19 protein-coding genes and 1 riboswitch are annotated in these 18,688 nt (G+C 49.5%); of the genes, 9 read left to right on the forward strand and 10 right to left on the reverse strand.

Features of this window, described 5'->3' with window-relative positions:
* The first annotated feature begins 7 nt into the window (after positions 1–7).
* The 5 genes from artI to yegS all read left to right on the forward strand — a co-directional run bounded on the left by artI (position 8) and on the right by yegS (position 4,154).
* The gene (gene artI, locus OGY06_RS14740; RefSeq protein ID WP_003027298.1) at positions 8–739 is read left to right on the forward strand and encodes an arginine ABC transporter substrate-binding protein ArtI; all 732 of its coding nucleotides are present in this window, start codon (positions 8–10) and stop codon (positions 737–739) included.
* 6 nt (positions 740–745) lie between these two features.
* Positions 746–1,462, forward strand: coding sequence for an arginine ABC transporter permease ArtQ (gene artQ, locus OGY06_RS14745; protein WP_003027301.1), 717 nt, complete (start codon positions 746–748; stop codon positions 1,460–1,462).
* Positions 1,462–2,130, forward strand: a complete 669-nt coding sequence (gene artM / locus OGY06_RS14750; protein WP_003834415.1) for an arginine ABC transporter permease ArtM — start codon at positions 1,462–1,464, stop codon at positions 2,128–2,130. Before artQ ends, artM begins: the two co-directional genes overlap by 1 nt.
* 261 nt (positions 2,131–2,391) lie before the next feature.
* The gene (artJ, locus tag OGY06_RS14755; protein WP_003027308.1) at positions 2,392–3,123 is read left to right on the forward strand and encodes an arginine ABC transporter substrate-binding protein ArtJ; all 732 of its coding nucleotides are present in this window, start codon (positions 2,392–2,394) and stop codon (positions 3,121–3,123) included.
* Between the two features lie 131 nt (positions 3,124–3,254).
* Positions 3,255–4,154, forward strand: a complete 900-nt coding sequence (gene yegS / locus OGY06_RS14760) for a lipid kinase YegS (RefSeq protein ID WP_063940501.1) — start codon at positions 3,255–3,257, stop codon at positions 4,152–4,154.
* Between the two features lie 20 nt (positions 4,155–4,174).
* Here the strand turns inward: yegS and fbaB are convergent, their stop codons facing one another.
* Positions 4,175–5,227 (reverse strand): class I fructose-bisphosphate aldolase, encoded by a 1,053-nt coding sequence (gene fbaB / locus OGY06_RS14765; protein WP_003834421.1) that lies wholly within the window; start codon positions 5,225–5,227, stop codon positions 4,175–4,177.
* A gap of 252 nt (positions 5,228–5,479) precedes the next feature.
* On the opposite strand from fbaB, the gene OGY06_RS14770 reads away from it, so the two are divergent.
* From OGY06_RS14770 to OGY06_RS14780, 3 genes are read left to right on the forward strand one after another with little or no spacing between them, the layout of a single operon-like run.
* Positions 5,480–6,757, forward strand: a complete 1,278-nt coding sequence (locus OGY06_RS14770) for a nucleoside permease (RefSeq protein WP_003834424.1) — start codon at positions 5,480–5,482, stop codon at positions 6,755–6,757.
* Positions 6,754–7,758, forward strand: coding sequence for an ADP-ribosylglycohydrolase family protein (locus OGY06_RS14775; RefSeq protein ID WP_003834426.1), 1,005 nt, complete (start codon positions 6,754–6,756; stop codon positions 7,756–7,758). Before OGY06_RS14770 ends, OGY06_RS14775 begins: the two co-directional genes overlap by 4 nt.
* Positions 7,755–8,720 (forward strand): PfkB family carbohydrate kinase, encoded by a 966-nt coding sequence (locus OGY06_RS14780; RefSeq protein ID WP_063940502.1) that lies wholly within the window; start codon positions 7,755–7,757, stop codon positions 8,718–8,720. The genes OGY06_RS14775 and OGY06_RS14780 overlap by 4 nt, the downstream gene beginning before the upstream one ends.
* On the opposite strand, the gene OGY06_RS14785 is transcribed toward OGY06_RS14780, so the two are convergent.
* From OGY06_RS14785 to thiM, 3 genes are read right to left on the reverse strand one after another with little or no spacing between them, the layout of a single operon-like run.
* Positions 8,694–9,440 (reverse strand): GntR family transcriptional regulator, encoded by a 747-nt coding sequence (locus tag OGY06_RS14785; protein ID WP_003834430.1) that lies wholly within the window; start codon positions 9,438–9,440, stop codon positions 8,694–8,696. The genes OGY06_RS14780 and OGY06_RS14785 overlap by 27 nt on opposite strands.
* 42 nt (positions 9,441–9,482) lie before the next feature.
* Positions 9,483–10,283: a bifunctional hydroxymethylpyrimidine kinase/phosphomethylpyrimidine kinase gene (gene thiD, locus OGY06_RS14790; RefSeq protein ID WP_003844369.1), complete on the reverse strand. Its 801-nt coding sequence runs from the start codon at positions 10,281–10,283 to the stop codon at positions 9,483–9,485.
* Positions 10,280–11,068 (reverse strand): hydroxyethylthiazole kinase, encoded by a 789-nt coding sequence (gene thiM, locus OGY06_RS14795; RefSeq protein ID WP_286605594.1) that lies wholly within the window; start codon positions 11,066–11,068, stop codon positions 10,280–10,282. Before thiM ends, thiD begins: the two co-directional genes overlap by 4 nt.
* 31 nt (positions 11,069–11,099) lie before the next feature.
* A riboswitch (TPP riboswitch) is annotated at positions 11,100–11,195 on the reverse strand.
* 234 nt (positions 11,196–11,429) lie between these two features.
* On the opposite strand from thiM, the gene OGY06_RS14800 reads away from it, so the two are divergent.
* Positions 11,430–11,762: an RcnB family protein gene (locus tag OGY06_RS14800; protein ID WP_003834436.1), complete on the forward strand. Its 333-nt coding sequence runs from the start codon at positions 11,430–11,432 to the stop codon at positions 11,760–11,762.
* A 78-nt stretch (positions 11,763–11,840) separates the two neighbouring features.
* Here the strand turns inward: OGY06_RS14800 and OGY06_RS14805 are convergent, their stop codons facing one another.
* The 6 genes from OGY06_RS14805 to apbC all read right to left on the reverse strand — a co-directional run bounded on the left by OGY06_RS14805 (position 11,841) and on the right by apbC (position 18,595).
* Positions 11,841–12,872: a putative fimbrial-like adhesin protein gene (locus OGY06_RS14805; protein ID WP_286586985.1), complete on the reverse strand. Its 1,032-nt coding sequence runs from the start codon at positions 12,870–12,872 to the stop codon at positions 11,841–11,843.
* Positions 12,873–12,887: 15 nt separating this feature from the next.
* Entirely contained in the window at positions 12,888–15,374 is a 2,487-nt protein-coding gene (locus OGY06_RS14810) for a fimbrial biogenesis outer membrane usher protein (protein WP_286605596.1), read from the reverse strand.
* Between the two features lie 13 nt (positions 15,375–15,387).
* Positions 15,388–16,071, reverse strand: coding sequence for a fimbria/pilus periplasmic chaperone (locus tag OGY06_RS14815; RefSeq protein ID WP_286586155.1), 684 nt, complete (start codon positions 16,069–16,071; stop codon positions 15,388–15,390).
* Positions 16,072–16,126: 55 nt separating this feature from the next.
* Entirely contained in the window at positions 16,127–16,654 is a 528-nt protein-coding gene (yehD, locus tag OGY06_RS14820) for a fimbrial protein YehD (protein WP_286605598.1), read from the reverse strand.
* Positions 16,655–16,938: 284 nt separating this feature from the next.
* Positions 16,939–17,220: a DUF2574 family protein gene (locus tag OGY06_RS14825; RefSeq protein ID WP_257661816.1), complete on the reverse strand. Its 282-nt coding sequence runs from the start codon at positions 17,218–17,220 to the stop codon at positions 16,939–16,941.
* Between the two features lie 265 nt (positions 17,221–17,485).
* Entirely contained in the window at positions 17,486–18,595 is a 1,110-nt protein-coding gene (gene apbC / locus OGY06_RS14830) for an iron-sulfur cluster carrier protein ApbC (RefSeq protein WP_003027343.1), read from the reverse strand.
* Positions 18,596–18,688: the final 93 nt, after the last annotated feature.

Here is an 18,688-nt window from a genome sequence, read left to right on the forward strand (position 1 = left end):
CAATACAATGAAAAAAGTTCTGATTGCCGCGCTAATCGCAGGTTTTAGTCTTTCCGCTACCGCAGCCCAAACCATTCGTTTCGCCACCGAAGCGTCTTATCCTCCGTTTGAATCTATCGATGCGAATAACAAGATCGTAGGTTTTGACGTTGATCTGGCAAACGCGCTGTGTAAAGAGATTGACGCTACTTGTACCTTCACCAATCAGGCCTTCGACAGCCTGATTCCGAGCCTGAAATTCCGTCGTTTTGACGCGGTGATGGCCGGTATGGACATCACGCCTGAGCGTGAAAAACAGGTGCTGTTCACCACCCCTTACTACGACAACTCTGCGCTGTTTGTGGGCCAGCAGGGTAAATACACCAGCATCGACCAGCTGAAAGGTAAAAAAGTCGGCGTTCAAAACGGTACCACGCACCAGAAATTCATCATGGATAAACATCCGGAAGTGACCACTGTGCCGTATGACAGCTACCAGAATGCCAAACTCGATCTGCAAAACGGTCGTATTGACGGCGTCTTTGGTGATACCGCAGTAGTAACCGAGTGGCTGAAAGACAATCCTAAGCTTGCCGCGGTTGGTGACAAAGTCACGGATAAAGATTACTTCGGTACAGGTCTGGGCATCGCGGTACGCCAGGGCAATACCGAGCTGCAGCAGAAATTTAACGCTGCGCTGGAAAAAGTGAAGAAAGATGGGACTTACGAGACCATCTACAACAAATGGTTCCAGAAGTAATATTTGATGAATGAATTTTTTCCTTTAGCAAGCGCCGCCGGGATGACCGTCGGCCTTGCCGTTTGTGCGCTGATCATTGGCCTTGCACTCGCCATGTTTTTTGCCGTCTGGGAGTCAGTAAAATGGCGCCCGGTGGCATGGGCGGGCTCGGCCCTGGTCACCATCCTGCGCGGTCTGCCAGAAATCCTGGTGGTTCTGTTTATCTATTTCGGTTCCTCACAATTGCTGCTGACGCTGGCCGATGGCTTTACGATCAATCTCGGGTTTGTACAAATCCCGGTTCAGATGCAGATCGAAAACTTCGACGTCAGCCCGTTCCTGTGCGGTGTCATTGCACTGTCATTATTGTACGCCGCTTACGCGTCGCAAACGCTGCGTGGCGCGCTGAAGGCCGTACCACTCGGACAATGGGAATCAGGTCAGGCGTTGGGTTTGTCTAAAGCCGCGATCTTCTTTCGTCTGGTGATGCCGCAGATGTGGCGTCATGCCTTACCGGGACTGGGTAACCAGTGGCTGGTATTGCTGAAAGATACCGCGCTGGTCAGCCTTATCAGCGTGAACGATCTGATGTTGCAAACCAAGAGTATTGCCACCCGCACCCAGGAGCCGTTTACCTGGTACATTGTGGCGGCCGCTATTTACCTGGTGATTACGCTGGTGAGTCAGTACATTCTCAAACGCATTGACCTGCGCGCGACACGTTTTGAGCGGAGACCAGGCTGATGCTTGATTATTTACCTGAATTGTTGAAAGGGCTGCATACCAGCCTGACACTGACGGTCGCCTCCATCGTGGTTGCTCTGGTGCTGGCGCTAATCTTCACCGTCATCCTGACGCTGAAAACGCCGGTGCTGGTGTGGCTGGTACGCGCGTATATCACGCTGTTTACCGGTACACCGCTGCTGGTGCAAATCTTCCTGATCTACTACGGACCTGGACAGTTTCCGGCATTGCAAGAATATCCGGTACTGTGGCATCTGCTCTCTGAACCCTGGTTATGCGCCTTAATTGCGCTGTCGTTAAACAGTGCGGCCTACACTACGCAACTGTTCTACGGCGCTATTCGTGCAATCCCGGAAGGTCAGTGGCAGTCCTGCGGAGCGTTAGGGATGAGCAAAAAGGATACGCTGGCGATTCTGTTGCCGTATGCCTTTAAACGCGCCCTCTCCTCGTATTCCAACGAAGTGGTGCTGGTATTTAAAAGTACCTCACTGGCTTACACCATCACGCTGATGGAAGTCATGGGTTATAGCCAACTGCTGTACGGTCGTACTTATGACGTTATGGTCTTCGGTGCCGCGGGTGTGATTTACCTGATCGTCAACGGCTTGCTGACGCTGATGATGCGCTTAATCGAACGTAAAGCGCTGGCGTTTGAACACCGGAATTAAGCATATGCCTGATGGCGCTACGCTTATCAGGCCTACGGTTCATGCACCTTTTGTAGGCCGGATAAGGTGCTAGCACCGCCATCCAGCAAATGTGCATAAGTAAAAAACATAAAGACGGACAACAACCTAAATTGTCCGTCTTTTTTCACACCAATAAAAATATTTAATCATTTTTATTGCATATAAATTCATTAAATGGCATTGTTACTCCACGCCGCAGACACGGTAATAATCATAAGATTGACAGACGGGAGTTCCACCATGAAAAAGTTAGTACTGGCCGCATTACTTGCTACTTTCGCCGCTGGCGCCTCAGCTGCTGATAAAATTAGTTTCGGTGTATCAGCCACATATCCGCCATTTGAATCACTGGACGCAAGCAATAAAATTGTCGGTTTTGACATCGACCTGGCAACGGCGCTGTGCAAACAAATGCAGGCAGAATGTACTTTCACCAATCACGCTTTCGACAGCCTGATCCCCGCGCTGAAATTCAAGAAATATGATGCGGTAATTTCCGGAATGGATATCACACCTGAGCGTAGCAAGCAGGTTGCATTTACTCAGCCTTACTATGCCAACTCCGCGCTGGTGATTGCGAAAAAAGACACCTATAAAACCTTTGCCGACCTGAAAGGTAAGCGCATCGGTATGGAAAACGGCACCACCCATCAGAAATACCTGCAGGATAAACATCCTGAGGTGAAAACTGTGGCCTATGATAGCTATCAGAATGCGATTATCGACCTGAAAAATGGCCGTATTGATGGCGTATTTGGCGATACTGCTGTGGTTAACGAATGGCTAAAAACCAACCCGCAGTTAGGCGTCGCCACTGACAAAGTAACCGATCCGCAATATTTCGGTACTGGCCTTGGCATCGCGGTTCGCCCGGATAACAAAGCCCTGCTGGAAAAACTGAACAGCGCGCTGGCGGCCATCAAAGCTGACGGCACGTACCAGAAAATCAGCGACCAATGGTTCCCGCAGTAACGTCTGCTCAATCTGAAAAGCCGCGCTCTGCGGCTTTTTTTATCTCTTCGCCTGCGCTTTCAGTCAGTTCTTACGCCATAAATGCTTTCCTGGCATACACTTGTTAAAACGAAAAAAAGTGAGGCAAACGGATGATAGCGTTCCCTGCCAGTTTACTGATCCTCAATGGAAAAAGTGCTGATAATCTCCCCCTGCGTGATGCCATTGCGAAGCTTCGCGATGAAGGCGTGGAAATCCATGTTCGCGTGACCTGGGAAAAAGGCGATGCCCAACGCTACGTTGATGAAGCTCGTCAGCTAGGCGTTGAAACGGTAATAGCCGGCGGCGGCGACGGCACAATAAACGAAGTTTCGACGGCGCTTATCCAGTCGCAGGGCGGCAATATTCCGGCGCTGGGTATTTTACCGTTGGGAACGGCGAATGACTTTGCCACCAGCGTTGGTATACCCGACGACCTTGATAAGGCGTTAAAGCTGGCTATTGCCGCAAATGCGACTGAGATCGACATGGTACAGGTCAACGATAAAACCTGTTTTATCAACATGGCGACTGGCGGATTTGGCACGCGTATCACCACCGAAACGCCGGAAAAACTCAAGGCCGCACTGGGCGGTGTATCGTATTTTATTCACGGATTAATGCGCATGGATACGCTCAAGCCCGACATCTGTGACATTCGTGGGGAAGATTTTCACTGGCAGGGTAAGGCGCTGGTGATTGGTATCGGTAACGGTCGCCAGGCTGGTGGTGGGCAACAGCTTTGCCCAACGGCGCTAATCAACGACGGTCTGCTGCAACTGCGCATTTTTACCGGCGAGGAACTACTGCCAGGGCTGCTTTCGGCATTAACGCAATCCGAAGACAACCCTAATATTATTGACGGCGCATCGTCGTGGTTTGATATCTGCGCCCCGCACGAAATTACCTTTAATCTCGATGGCGAACCGCTCAGCGGACAAGAGTTTCATATTGAAATCTTGCCCGCTGCGCTACGTTGCAGACTGCCGCCGGGTTGTCCGCTGTTGCGCTAACCCAACAACAATCCGAGGGATCAGGCAATAGTGACTTTGCTGTCCAGATAAACGTCCTGTACGGCGTTAATCAACTTAACGCCGTCGGCCATGGTTTTCTTGAACGCTTTACGCCCCAGAATCAGCCCCATACCACCCGCACGTTTGTTAATAACCGCCGTACGCACTGCATCGCTCAGGTCGGTGTCGCCGCCGGCCGCCCCGCCAGAGTTAATTAACCCGGCACGTCCCATATAACAGTTCGCCAGTTGGTAACGCACCAGGTCAATTGGATTCTCGCTGGTCAACTTGGTATAGACGCGATCGTCGGTGTAGCCAAAATTAACCGCTTTATACCCGCCGTTATTTTCCGCCATTTTTTGCTTAACGATATCCGCTCCGATAGTGGCAGCCAGATGGTTAGCCTGCCCGGTAAGATCGGCGGAAACATGGTAATCCACGCCATCTTTTTTAAACGCGGAGTTACGCAGATACGCCCACAGCACGGTAACCATACCCAACTCATGGGCGCGCTCAAACGCTGCTGAAATCTCTTCAATCTGGCGGCGAGATTCCTCAGAACCGAAATATATGGTTGCCCCTACCGCAACCGCACCCATATTGAACGCCTGCTCTACGCTGGCATACAGCGTCTGGTCAAAGGTATTCGGATAGCTGAGCGTTTCATTGTGGTTAATTTTAACGAGGAACGGGATACGGTGCGCGTAGCGGCGGGAGACAGAAGCCAGCACACCGTAAGTCGATGCCACGCAGTTGCACCCTGCTTCGATAGCCAACTCCACAATATTCTTCGGATCAAAGTACAGCGGGTTAGCGGCAAACGAAGCCCCAGCAGAATGCTCTACCCCCTGATCCACCGGTAGGATCGACAGATACCCTGTCCCGGCAAGTCGCCCCGTGTTATACAGCGTCTGCATATTACGCAGCACGGCAGGCGGCCGATTGTTATCCACCATTACGCGATCGACGTAATCATGTCCAGGCAGGTAAAGTTGGTCAGAAGGAATGGTCATACAACGATGCTGTAAAAGGCTGTCGGCATCTTTGCCAAGCAACTGCGCAATATCAGTCATAGCTATGCTCCCGTAAGTTCCGGTTTAAAACCGGAATATGGATTGTCCTGACCCGCCTTTTTGCGGGCAGCATTAAGCCTGGTACCGACTGCGCTTTTTTTCCATCTTTAGCGCACTTTTCAGCAACTTCTGCTGGCTCGATTCAGGAAAAAATAATGTTAAGACGGTCAAAGTTTAATCTCAAAGGTATTTTAAAGGTATTATTGAATGGTACTATCAGCACGTACCTTACCTGTCATGAAGGATTTAAAGATGAAAACTACAGTTAAGCTGTCGTTCATGATGTTTGTAGAGTGGTTTATCTGGGGCGCCTGGTTTGTACCACTGTGGCTGTGGCTGAGTAAAAGTGGCTTTAGTGCCGGAGAGATAGGCTGGTCCTACGCCTGCACCGCCATTGCGGCGATCCTGTCGCCCATTCTGGTCGGTTCAATCACTGATCGCTTTTTCTCCGCGCAAAAAGTACTGGCGGTGTTGATGTTCGTCGGCGCTATTCTGATGTACTTCGCCGCCCAGCAAACCACCTTCAGCGGATTCTTCCCGCTGTTACTGGCCTATTCGTTGACCTATATGCCGACGATTGCGCTGACCAACAGTATTGCTTTTGCCAACGTACCGGATGTTGAACGTGATTTCCCGCGCATCCGCGTGATGGGCACCATTGGCTGGATTGCCTCCGGTTTGGCCTGCGGTTTCTTACCGCAAATGCTTGGCTATAACGACATCTCACCCACCAATATTCCCCTGCTTATCACTGCCGGAAGCTCCGCATTGTTAGGTGTTTTTGCCTTCTTTTTACCGGATACGCCGCCAAAAAGTACCGGCAAAATGGATTTCAAAGTTATGCTGGGTCTGGATGCGCTGATCCTGCTGCGCGATAAGAACTTCCTCGTCTTCTTCTTTTGCTCTTTCCTGTTTGCGATGCCACTGGCGTTCTATTACATCTTCGCCAACGGCTATCTGACAGAAGTCGGAATGAAAAACGCCACCGGCTGGATGACGCTGGGCCAGTTCTCTGAAATCTTCTTCATGCTGGCGCTACCGTTTTTCACCAAACGCTTTGGTATTAAAAAGGTGTTGTTGCTTGGTCTTATTACTGCGGCGATCCGCTACGGATTTTTCGTTTACGGCGGTGCGGAAGAATATTTCACTTACGCCCTGCTGTTTCTCGGCATTCTGCTGCACGGCGTCAGTTACGACTTCTATTACGTCACGGCTTACATCTATGTCGATAAAAAAGCGCCGGTCCACATGCGCACCGCAGCGCAAGGGCTTATCACCCTCTGCTGTCAGGGATTCGGCAGCCTGCTCGGGTACCGTCTGGGCGGCGTGATGATGGAAAAAATGTTTGCTTATCAGGAGCCCGTTAATGGTCTCACCTTTAACTGGGCTGGCATGTGGGGATTTGGCGCGGTCATGATTGCCATCATTGCCGTGTTGTTCATGATTTTCTTTCGCGAATCAGACAAAGAAATCACCGCCATTAAGGTGGACGATCGCGATATAGCGTTGAAACAAGGGGAAGTAAAATGAAAGCAGAACGTATTCTCGGTGCTCTTTATGGGCAGGCGTTAGGGGATGCGATGGGCATGCCGTCGGAACTGTGGCCAAGAACCCGGGTAAAAGCACACTTCGGTTGGATCGACCGTTTTTTGCCCGGCCCTGCGGAAAATAATGCCGCCTGCTATTTTAACCAGGCGGAGTTCACTGATGACACGTCCATGGCACTGTGTCTGGCAGATGCCCTACTTGAGTGCGACGGCGAAATTGTGCCTGACGTTATTGGTCGCAATATTCTGGCCTGGGCCGAGCAGTTTGATGCTTTTAATAAAAACGTGCTCGGCCCGACCTCGAAAATTGCGTTAAAAGCCATTCGTGACGGTAAACCGGTCGCCGAACTGGAAAACAACGGCGTGACCAACGGTGCGGCAATGCGCGTTTCCCCGCTGGGATGCCTGCTGCCCGCCCGCGACCTTGATGCCTTTATCGATGATGTGGCACTGGCCTCCAGCCCGACGCATAAATCGGATCTGGCTATCGCGGGTGCTGTTGTCGTCGCGTGGGCGGTATCGCGCGCCATCGACGGAGGGACATGGCCGGAGATTGTCGACGCGCTACCTGCCATTGCCCTGCATGCGCAGCAAAAACGAATCACTACTTTTAGCGCATCGCTTTGTGCACGCCTTGAACTGGCGCTGAAAATCGTGCGTAACGCCGATGGCGTAGAGTCCGCCAGCGAGCAGCTGTATCAGGTTGTGGGTGCAGGAACCAGCACCATTGAGTCCGTGCCTTGCGCCATCGCCATGGTCGAACTGGCGCAGACCGATCCAAACCGCTGCGCCATTCTGTGCGCGAACCTCGGCGGCGATACCGACACCATCGGGGCGATGGCAACCGCCATTTGTGGTGCATTACACGGCGTGAGCGCGATCAACCCAGCATTGAAGCAGGAGTTGGATGCGGTTAATCAGTTGGACTTTACCCGCTACGCCAGTGGGTTAATGCGACTGCGTGAGCAGCGGGAGGCGCTATGAGCAACACGCATCTGCAACAACTTCTCTCGCAGTTACGTACACGGCGGCCAGTAACGGTGGTGGGTGCGGCGGTGATTGATGTCATTGCCGATGCGTATGCCCTCCCCTGGCGCGGCTGTGACATCGAGCTCAAGCAGCAAAGTGTTAACGTTGGCGGCTGCGCACTCAATATCGCCGTCACGCTTAAGCGTTTAGGTATCGATGCCTGCAATGCTCTACCGCTGGGTCAGGGAGTGTGGGCCGACATTATCCGCAACCGGATGGCAAAAGAGGGACTGCACAGCCGGATCGACAATGCCGAAGGCGATAACGGCTGGTGTCTGGCGCTGGTGGAGCCGGATGGCGAGCGTACCTTTATGTCTTTTAGCGGCGTTGAGAATCAGTGGAATGCCGCCTGGCTGGCACAGCTGGATATCCCGCGTCATAGCCTGTTGTATCTTTCGGGTTATCAGCTAGCGTCCCCGTGCGGTGAATTGCTGGTGCAGTGGCTGGAAGGTCTGGAAGAGGTGACACCGTTTATCGATTTTGGCCCGCGCATCGGCGACATTCCTGAGCCTTTACTGGCACGAATTATGGCCTGCCGTCCGCTGGTGTCACTTAATCGTCAGGAGGCGGAAATTGCTGCCGAGCGGTTTGCATTGAGTCAGGATGTGGAAGGTTTTGGCGCAGAATGGGTGCAGCGTTTCACCGCACCGGTGGTCGTGCGTCACGATAAAGACGGCGCATGGTATTTCAGCGCACAGACATCCGGCTGCGTACCGGCATTTGCAACGGCGGTCGTTGATACCATTGGCGCAGGTGACAGCCACGCTGGCGGCATGCTGGCTGGGCTGGCGGCTGGCTGGACGCTGGCCGACTCAGTGCTGTTAGGTAACGCGGTGGCGTCCTGGGTAGTTGGGCATCGCGGCGGCGATTGCGCCCCGTCGCGCGAGGAACTACTCCTCGCACACAAAGACGTATAGATCGCTACGACAGTAACTGATGCTGTATTCAATAGGCCGTTGCTGCTGGTCAAGCGCTACCTGCTTGATCACCAGTACCGGCACTTTGCTATCCATTTGAATGTGCGCCTGGAACTCTGCATCCGGCATTCTGGCGCTAACGCGTGAGCGCGTACGCTGTGGGAAAATATGCTGGCTACGAAAATAGTCATACAGCGAAACACCGATGGCATCCACATCATGAATTAGATGTGCGGGTACCCAGGACTCTTCAATAGAAACGGCATCTTCATCAACGTAGCGAATACGCTTGAGCAGGAAGACCTCACTCCCCACGGCGACAGCCAACTGCTGGGCCACCTCTTCCGGACAAGGCACAATGCGCTTGTTGACCCACAACGTATCCGGTTTTTTACCGCGCAACACCACCTGCTGAGAAAAACCGCGCGCTTCTTTGAGCGAGTACTCGAAGATATTGTTGATTTGCGTTCCGTAACCGCGGGCACGTGTTACTACACCTTCTTCTTCCAGGGCCTGCATCGCCTTGCGTACCGTAATCCGAGAAACGCCGGTCAACTGGCTGAGGTCGCGCTCGCCGGGCAGGATATTGCCGTGCTCCAGGATCCCACTGCGCACAGCATTCTTCACCGTCTGCGCAAATTTCATATACAGCGGCGTGTTATCCGCCGCTGAAATACGTTCATTCAGTTGTGCGATAAGCTGGGTATGCGCTTGTTCCATTTATCTTTTTCCTGGCCGCCGTTTCTGCAGCCAGTATACCCATTACCACCACGCGTGGAAATGATGGACCGGACCGATTCCTTCGCCAACTTCCAGCGTGTCGGCCTGTGCCAGCGCCGCTGAAAGCCACAGTTTGGCTTCCTGTACGGTATCGGCCCAGTTGTTATGGCGCGGACGCAGGGCTGCCAACGCCGCCGATAGCGTACAACCGGTGCCATGGGTATTTTTGGTCATCACCCTTGGTGCGGTAAAACGCTGCTCACCATCGCGAGTAAAGAGCCAGTCGGGGCTTTGTGCATCATCCAGATGACCGCCCTTCATCAACACCGCCTCGCAGCCCAACGCCCGTAGCGCCCTTCCCTGCTCTAACATCTCCTGCTCAGTCTGCGCATGCGATGCCCCGAGCAACGCCGCCGCTTCCGGTAAATTAGGGGTGATAATCGAAACCTGCGGCAGCAAACGGGTACGCAGCGTCTCTACCGCCGAGGGAGACAGCAATGGATCGCCGCTTTTCGCCAACATCACCGTGTCCAGCACCACATTTTGTACCCGATGGCGACGTAAACGTTCGGCGACAGCTTCGACAATGTCCGTCTCCGCCAACATACCGATCTTAGTCGTATCAATACGCACATCACTCAACACCGAATCCAGCTGCGCGGCGACAAAATCAGGTTCAATACGATACACCGACTGCACCCCGCGCGTATTTTGCGCCACCAACGCCGTGATAACCGAACAGCCGTAAGCGCCCAGCGCCGAGAAGGTTTTTAAATCAGCCTGAATACCCGCGCCACCGCTTGGGTCGGTTCCGGCGATCGTTAATGCGTTAATCCGTTTCATGCTTGCTCCTGGGCGTTCAGGTTATAGAGGGCGTCGAGAAATGCCGGGACAAAGCTACCCGGTCCGTTTGATTGCTCGGTGGCTATTTGCCCGGCCTGTTTCATCCAACTACAGGCGGAGGCGACGTTATCAAGTCGGTCACCACGCAAGGCACAACTGGCCGCAACAACCGCTGAAAGAGCGCATCCAGTGCCCACCACGCGAGTCATCAACGGGTCACCGCCGTCAACGCGGACGGTACGCTGACCATCGGTGACGTAATCCACTTCGCCGGTAACCACGACAATGGTCCCAATCTGACGAGCCAGCGCCTGCGCTGCCGGAAGCGCAGCAACAGCCGTATCGGTTGTATCCACGCCGCGTCCACCACCGTTCATGCCGGCCAGAGCAAGTATTTCCGAAGCGTTGCCACGAATAGCAGCAGGCTGTAGTGACAATAATTCCAGGCAGAAGTGACGGCGAAACTCAAGCGCACCTACGGCAACGGGATCGAGCGTCCACGGGGTTTTAGCATGATGAGCCTGCTTAACTGCGGCACGCATCGCCGCGGCCTGTTCCCGAGTTAAGGTGCCGACATTAACCAGCAATGCACTGGCAATAGCGGCGAATTGGCTGGCTTCCTCAGGCTCGATCACCATCGCAGGCGATGCGCCCAGCGCCAGTAATGTATTGGCGGTAAAGCTTTGCACGACCTCATTGGTCATACAGTGTGTGAGCGGGGATAAGGTTCTAAATTGGTGCAAAGTGTGAGCCGCGAGCGCGCGGCTGTGCAGGTCAGGCTGCATGGTTCAGCTCCTGCCCGCGCGAAGAAGGGACACGAGCAGTGTCAGACTTCCCTACGCTGGCATTATCCAGATCAGGTGGTACGGGTATTTCTCAGCCTTCACCAGAAGGGCACCCCGAGTCGTTGAAACACAAACGTAATACGCTGGTTTCAGTAACAGGATACTGCCTGTGCTTAACGATGTAAATTGGCGCACTCCCCACTCCCACAGTGAAACTACTGGTCAAGGTTGCTGCAATTCTGTACTTTCATTTACACTTTTTACGAAATGACTGGAGTGATCACAAAATAGTGCTTGTCAGACATCCGGTATGCCAGGAATGATACATGACTGATTTTGATGACCCGAAGAGGTAGAGAGGATGGGTATGAAGAATAAAATGTTGCTGGGTGCACTTCTGCTTGCAAGCAGCGTCGTCTGGGCCGCACCAGCTGCAACAGCTGCCCCCACCGGTATCGATAAGTATGAACTGAGCAGCTTTATTGCTGACTTCACCCATTTCAAACCCGGTGACAAGGTTCCACCACTGTATCTCACCGAAGAATACACCATTAAACAGTGGAATCTGCGCAACCTGCCCGCACCGACGGCAGGCACCCACTGGACCTACATGGGCGGCGCATATGTGCTGGTCAATGATGCTGATGCTAAGATCATTAAAGCCTACGACGGCGAGATTTTTTATCATCGGTGAAAAAACCCCCTCATTTCAGAGGGGGAAAGTGCAGACACCTTTTTTATTGTTATTAACGATGCATTGATTATTTGCCGATCAGTCATATTTTACATAAATTAATGCTGTAGCTTCGAGATTACCTGGTTTTACTTTACTCTTATCGTAGACATAATAGCTGGCAACAATAGGGATCATGACGGTATTACTATTTACGTCCTCACCCACTTTATCAACTTTCCACAGCGTTGATGCGGTTCCTTGGTCAGCCACACGTGAAATATTTACAGTTTGATTATTGTTCTCCAGTACAAACCCAACGCCATTATTATCATCACCGCGTAAAACGAAATTACTACCTGTCAGTAAATCACTACTGGAGAGATAAACTGCCATTTTGCGTGATGTCTGCTTACGGTCGCCAAACAAATTATCGCACTGCAAACGGATATTCTCTGTCGTACTTTTACTTGTTACCTTTCCGGATACAGGTAGTTCTGAAAGTGCAATATCTGGCAGGATAATGTTCAGGTCTTCCGGTTTGCAGGTAGTTTGTTTCCTGTTATAAGTTAAAATCAAATCTGAGGAGTAAAACCCAGCATCCTTTGCCAGTGAATTTCGGTAACTTGTTATGCATGGATCCCATCCTTTACCCGTAAATAGACAACCAAGCAAGGTCCAAAATGCGGCGCTTTGGGTAGTTGAAGAAGCGCTTGACAAAGAGGCCACGTCTTTTATATGTACGCTATTTCCGGCTCCTGCCGAAATGTTCACTGTCGCGCTGCTATTTGCTTGTGAAATATCCACTCGATATCCGGCTGTAAAATCCGTTTTCCCACTCGGCAAACTAATATCAGAACTGTTTAACCAAGAAAATCTCAACGTTAATTTAACCGTATTATCGTACAGTCCAACAACAATGTCTGATGTTTTTAATGGGCTAACCTTATTTGCCCCAGAGCAAGTCGAATCATTGAACTGATGGTTATATGATTCTGACTGCGAAGGATTAACTGCAAAATCTTCACGAAGAATCAAATTATCCTGAAAAGAAATATTCCCCTTACACCCAGCATAAGATGTCGGTAGCACAACCAACGCAAATATAAAAATAAAGAAATTTAATTTCATAAGATCGCCCCAAAATTAGCGACAGATATAAACTTTACTTTCATCAATCGTTTTATCGAAGGTGATTGAGCATGAAAGTCCCTGTTCTTTATCTACCGCCACGCTGACTTCGGGCGGAATTTCATTAGTACGAATAAAAAGCTGACTTCCTTGGCCGACAACGCCAACGTTATGCCCATGAATATCTTCCACTTCATAACCAAAACTCAGTGGCGAACCGTCAGAACGTTGGGCTTTAATAAACCACGGCTTGCGTTGATCGGTATCGAAACGCACCAGAAGTACCGCCCCACGGTAGGGCGCCACAATTTTTCGATTACCGTGTAACTCTGTTTCACTGCTGCTTTGTGAAACGTCCAGCACAAGGTGGTTTTCACGATTCGGCGTCAAATTATCGTAGACAACGGTCCCTTTTGCGTTAGTGGTACGATATTTTTGCCCATTAACGTATGCCCCTTCCAGGCCCGGAGCCTGCATGATAGCAAAAGTATCAGAAAGCCGATTCGACAAATTCACCCCACCAGACCAGGCCACCACGCCGCCTGAGATACTCCCTCCCGTCTGGGTATATTTTGTCGACTGGCTGTAGTTACCATTAATGATTGCAACAGGCGCATTCCAGGTTAAATTGGTCCCGACGATTGTTTCACTATCCTGCCGCTGATGGCTCAGATTAACGCCATAATTAAGCTGATCGCGCATTCCCGCGGTTCCGGTTATACCTGTGTTATTCGAAGCAAAACCATCATCATCAAATGTTGTTGAATTTGACACACTCAGATGACGACGAGGTGTTGTTATACCATCCCCCCAGTCAAAGGGAATGGAGATAAACAGGTTAAAACGCTTATCTTCATTGTGATCTTCATCGTATGTCTGGCTTGCTGAAAACGTATAACTAATACGTTGCCAGCTATTCGAATAACTAAATTGATAATCTTTGCTGCTACCACTGCGCCCCCAATAATCTCGCCACAAAGAGCTCAGTGAAACGGAACCCAAGCCTTCCGGCAACAACTGGCTCACATTTGCTGAAAAAGTGTTTTTACGACCAAAGTCATTCTGGTAATAATCAGTAATATCGTAGACGTCGTTTTCATCACGATGATAGCTGTTTTTGTTATTTGCCCAGACATGATCGTTGAAGGTACGGTAACCACGTGATGAATAACGATAAGCCGCAAGGCCAAAACGCGTCGAAGTCTGGTTTACGTATTTGTTATAAGCAATTTGATAGCTTTGGCCATCAAACACGTCGCCGTTATCCTGTTTGCTGTGCGATTGTGTGGCATCCACTGAGATTGCCCCAATACGCGTATTCCAGCCAGTCCCCAAAGTGAAAGCATTGTAGTGATTCGAAAACATGGTGCCGCCATACAGCGTCAACAGATTGTTTAGCCCATATTGATAGCTTGCCTGGGCAAAATCAGACTGATCACTGGCACCTTCAATATGACTGCGTCCGGCAACAACATCATATTTTGACACGCCTGGCTGCAACATATTGGGTACTGAAGCATACGGCACCAGATACGTTGTAACCGATCCGTCCGCTTCTCGTACGGTCACATCAAGATCTGCGCCCCCGCCTGCAAGTTGCAAATCAGCAATAGAAAAGGGACCGGGTGGAACCTCTTTCTGGTAAACAATAAAGCCATTCTGTTCGATGGTCACTAGTGCATTGCTCTGGGCAATCCCCTGCACCAAAGGCGTAAAATTTTGCTTAGAGTTAGGTAGCATTTGCATATCACGGAACAAGCGTATGCCTGTAAACCTCACGGAATCGAAGACATCCGAAGAGGAATACATATTCCCGGCACGCAACGTTCCCAGAATTTGGGCAAAACCACGCTCCAGGTACAGTGTATTGCTTTTCCATTCTCCACGACTGTCATCAGTTTTATTGAAGCTGGTATCCGCATGCGCTTGCCAACCCAGTATGTTCAAGCCGCTGTTAAACCGCACGTAAGTACTTTTGTTATTACCCGCATCTTTATAATCACTATAATACTGGCTGGCATAATAGGATGTATAAAAAGCGTTGATCCCACGCTCCCAGTTTTCAGGCAATACGTATCCTGATTCCACCTCAGTAACATATGCCTGTGGAACGCTCAGATCCAGACGGAAAACACCGATATCAAAAACATAACTGCCACTTCTGACAACACTCTTTAGTGTAATACAATGCCCTGCTGCCTGTGATTTCAGGCCATCGACCAGTACACCAAGCTTGCGCAATACCTCATCAGATATACATGTATCATCGGGTTCATCGCCTACTGTTATTTCATATTTACCGCGCCACTGTTTATTAACATAAATATCCAGATCATATTGCCCAGGAATTGGTTTATTTCCATCAAGTTGAAAATTTGATAATTTTTGATCTTTCATTCCACCCATCATAAAATGAGTATCGAATGTTTCTACTGCTACAGCCTGAGTCTGATATGCAAGCAGAACCAATACAGCCGATGCAACAGGCGTCATTCTTGGCATAATCAGCTCCTGTTTATTTTACATTGGTTTTACTGCTAATATAATTCCCGTTATCATCGATAATCGTTAATTCATATTGTTTTTCAGCAGCAGGTTTCATATCTACGCTCAGAGTAGATAATGGTGCCAACATAATTGTTTTATCGTTTATTTTTACCTGACCTGCCTTTACATCCGTGACGGTAATCCAGTTAGCAGTATCATTTTTCATTACCACTGCTCTATTATTACGAAAAACAGTAATGTGCTGAAAACTGTTTTTATTGACAGCAGCAATGCTCTTGGGACGCCAGATCAACTTTATTCTGTTCTGCATCGCAAATTTCAGTACGTTTTTACCGGCACTTTCAGGATTGTTAGGTGGAATATCCAGAACGTTTAGATAGAAAAGACTCTCTTTGTTCTCCGGCAGAGCGTTGAACATTTTTTTAATTTTAATTTGCTGACCAGACTCACCGGCAACACGCACCACAGGTGGTGTCAACATAAATGGGACCTGAATTTTTTCTGGTGGTAACGAGGTATCACCATCATCAATCCAGGACTGCACCAGTGATGCGCTCCCTCCTTGGTTCATTAATTGTACAACAACTTCTTTTTTCTCTGCCGGGTAAATCACACGCGTACCATAAATCACAATACCAGCATGCGAGGGAAGAATTATGGTAGATAATAATATTACAGCTAATCGTTTCATCATTACGCGGCCTTACTCAAAAATAACCGGCGGCGAATGCCGCCGGTGTAATACATCAGTCAGTGACAACAGTTAAGGTCAGAGTCGAATTAACGTCACCAGCTGCTACTTCCCCTGCTAAACGCGCATAGCGGGCGGAAAAATTGAGATCGTATAGGCCCTCTGAATTGGAATCTAATTCAACACCATCCTGTGGGTTAACTTTCTCAGTAGAATCACCATAATATACTGCAAAACCTACACCAGTGGCAGTTCCGTTATTATAGGTAATATTATTACTATCAAATTGAGTTGATGAAAATGTAATGCGGGGTACTTTATCTGGATCACATTTAATCTTCAGAGGGATTTGAGTGCTGTTCATTACATCTGTATAAACTGCACCTGCTTGCAGATCGGATAACTTATCTTTACCAATTTCGTTCAGGCTAATTTCAGCTGTATTGCTCCCGACAAACTGACAGGTCGTTCCTACAACTTTACCGTTAATTTTCAGAACACCAGAATCATAATCAACAGCAAAAGCCCCAGCACTCATAAATACAGTAGACAGTACAGCAGCAGAAATAATTGAACGTTTCATAGTATCTTCCTTAATTAAGTAATTTCTATTTATTAAGAGTTGTTATCTCTTGAAATTAAATTCGCACAACAAAAACGTTATCGCAATGTGAACACGTTGTTTTGTTGATTTAAAACAAGTTACTAATTGCAATATAATTGCAACAAATAAGTGAAGATAAACACTATTTATATATTTAATAAATTAGCGTTATTAATTGTCGTTTTTATTTGCTGGGGAAATAAAAAAGCACTCATCATTCATATAAATGATGAGTGCTTAATATAAACACTGAGATTCTTAGTTTAATCGTAACGGTTTAACACTATCTGTCGCATAGAACCCCCTGGTACAGAAACGATCTCGGTCACGACGCCCCTCGCTGGAACAGGATCCACATGACTGACATTTGAAAGATGAAGAGATTGACCGCATTTCTGTTGAACGTTGTTATTCACGACGTCAGCACTACAGGTTGGTTCAACGACTCGCCCACTGATTGTTAAGGTCGCAGTATCGGAAGCGAAGGTAGGGGCGCTCATTCCATAAGTCAGAGCTATAATTCCCATCAGTAAACTTTTTTTCATTTTAATCGTTATTCCTGTGGTTAGCATCAAATAGCATACAGAGGACCTGTTCAGCAGATTATGGGCATAACACCCTATTTGAACCAATTGAAATTGTAGATTAATGAGATAGATTTGATCAATTATAATGATGCATCGAGGTGATTTATTCGGAAAAAGGCATGAATTATAAACGCAGAATGAACAATATCGTAAGATTTTTAAATTTAATATATTCACCGCATCAATAATACATTGATACGGTGAATATCTGTAATGCTATAAATTACACCGCGCGGAAGGCAATCTCGCCCGGAATAACTTCTCCTTGCCAGTAGAGCTGTGCAGCCACTCGTCCTGCCAGGTCGCGGTAAATAGCAGTAAATTCGCTATCAGGACGGCTGATCACCGTCGGCGTACCACGATCGAGGTCCTCACGCAGAGAAATATGCAGCGGCATCTGTCCCAGCAGTTGAGTGTGATACTGTTCCGCCAACTTCTGTGCCCCACCGGTACCGAAGATCGGTTCATGGTGACCGCAGTTGCTGCAAATATGCATACTCATATTCTCAACAATACCCAGTACCGGCACTTCGACTTTTTCGAACATCACGATGCCCTTTTTCGCATCGATCAGCGCGATGTCCTGCGGCGTAGTGACAACAACCGCGCCCGTTACCGGAATGTTCTGCGCCAGCGTCAGCTGGATGTCACCGGTGCCCGGCGGCATATCCAGTACCAGATAATCAAGATCCGGCCATAAGGTTTCCTGCAACATCTGCAGCAGCGCTTTACTGGCCATCGGGCCGCGCCATACCATTGCGTTATCGTCAGTGACCAGATAACCAATGGAATTCGTTGCCAGACCATGAGACATGATCGGTGCCATGTGGGTACCATCTGGCGAGGTTGGACGCTGGTTTTCCGCGCCAAGCATTGTCGGGATAGACGGACCATAAATATCGGCGTCCAGAATCCCCACCTTCGCCCCTTCTGCAGCCAGCGCCAGCGCCAGGTTCACGGCGGTAGAGGATTTACCCACACCACCCTTACCTGAACTGACGGCGATGATGTTTTTCACACCATTAATACCCGGCTGGTTTTTCACGCGTTTCAGCGTCGCGATGTTATGCGACAGTTTCCAGTCGATCGCTTTCGCACCGGTAATACGCAGCAGATCGGCGCTACATTGCTCTTTTAAGTCCTCAAACGCGCTATGCCAGACAAACGGCATGACCAGCTCAACGTGCAACGTGTCATCCATCCAGGCGACGTGGTGCAACGCTTTAAGCGTCGTCAGATTATGCTTCAGGGTTGAATGCTGAAAATTCGCCAGCGTCCCGGCAACCATGGCGCGCAGGGTCTCTGGTGATTTGGCCTGGGATTGTGCGTTCATCCCGACTCCTTTTTGTTGTTCTGAATATACAATAGTCACCAGGTAGTTTACTCCAACCGCAACAATTATTCATTTACGGATAAATGCCCTTAT

Origin of the sequence: Citrobacter sp. Cpo147, from assembly GCF_030332405.1 — a bacterium.
Classification (GTDB): Bacteria; Pseudomonadota; Gammaproteobacteria; order Enterobacterales; family Enterobacteriaceae; genus Citrobacter; species Citrobacter portucalensis.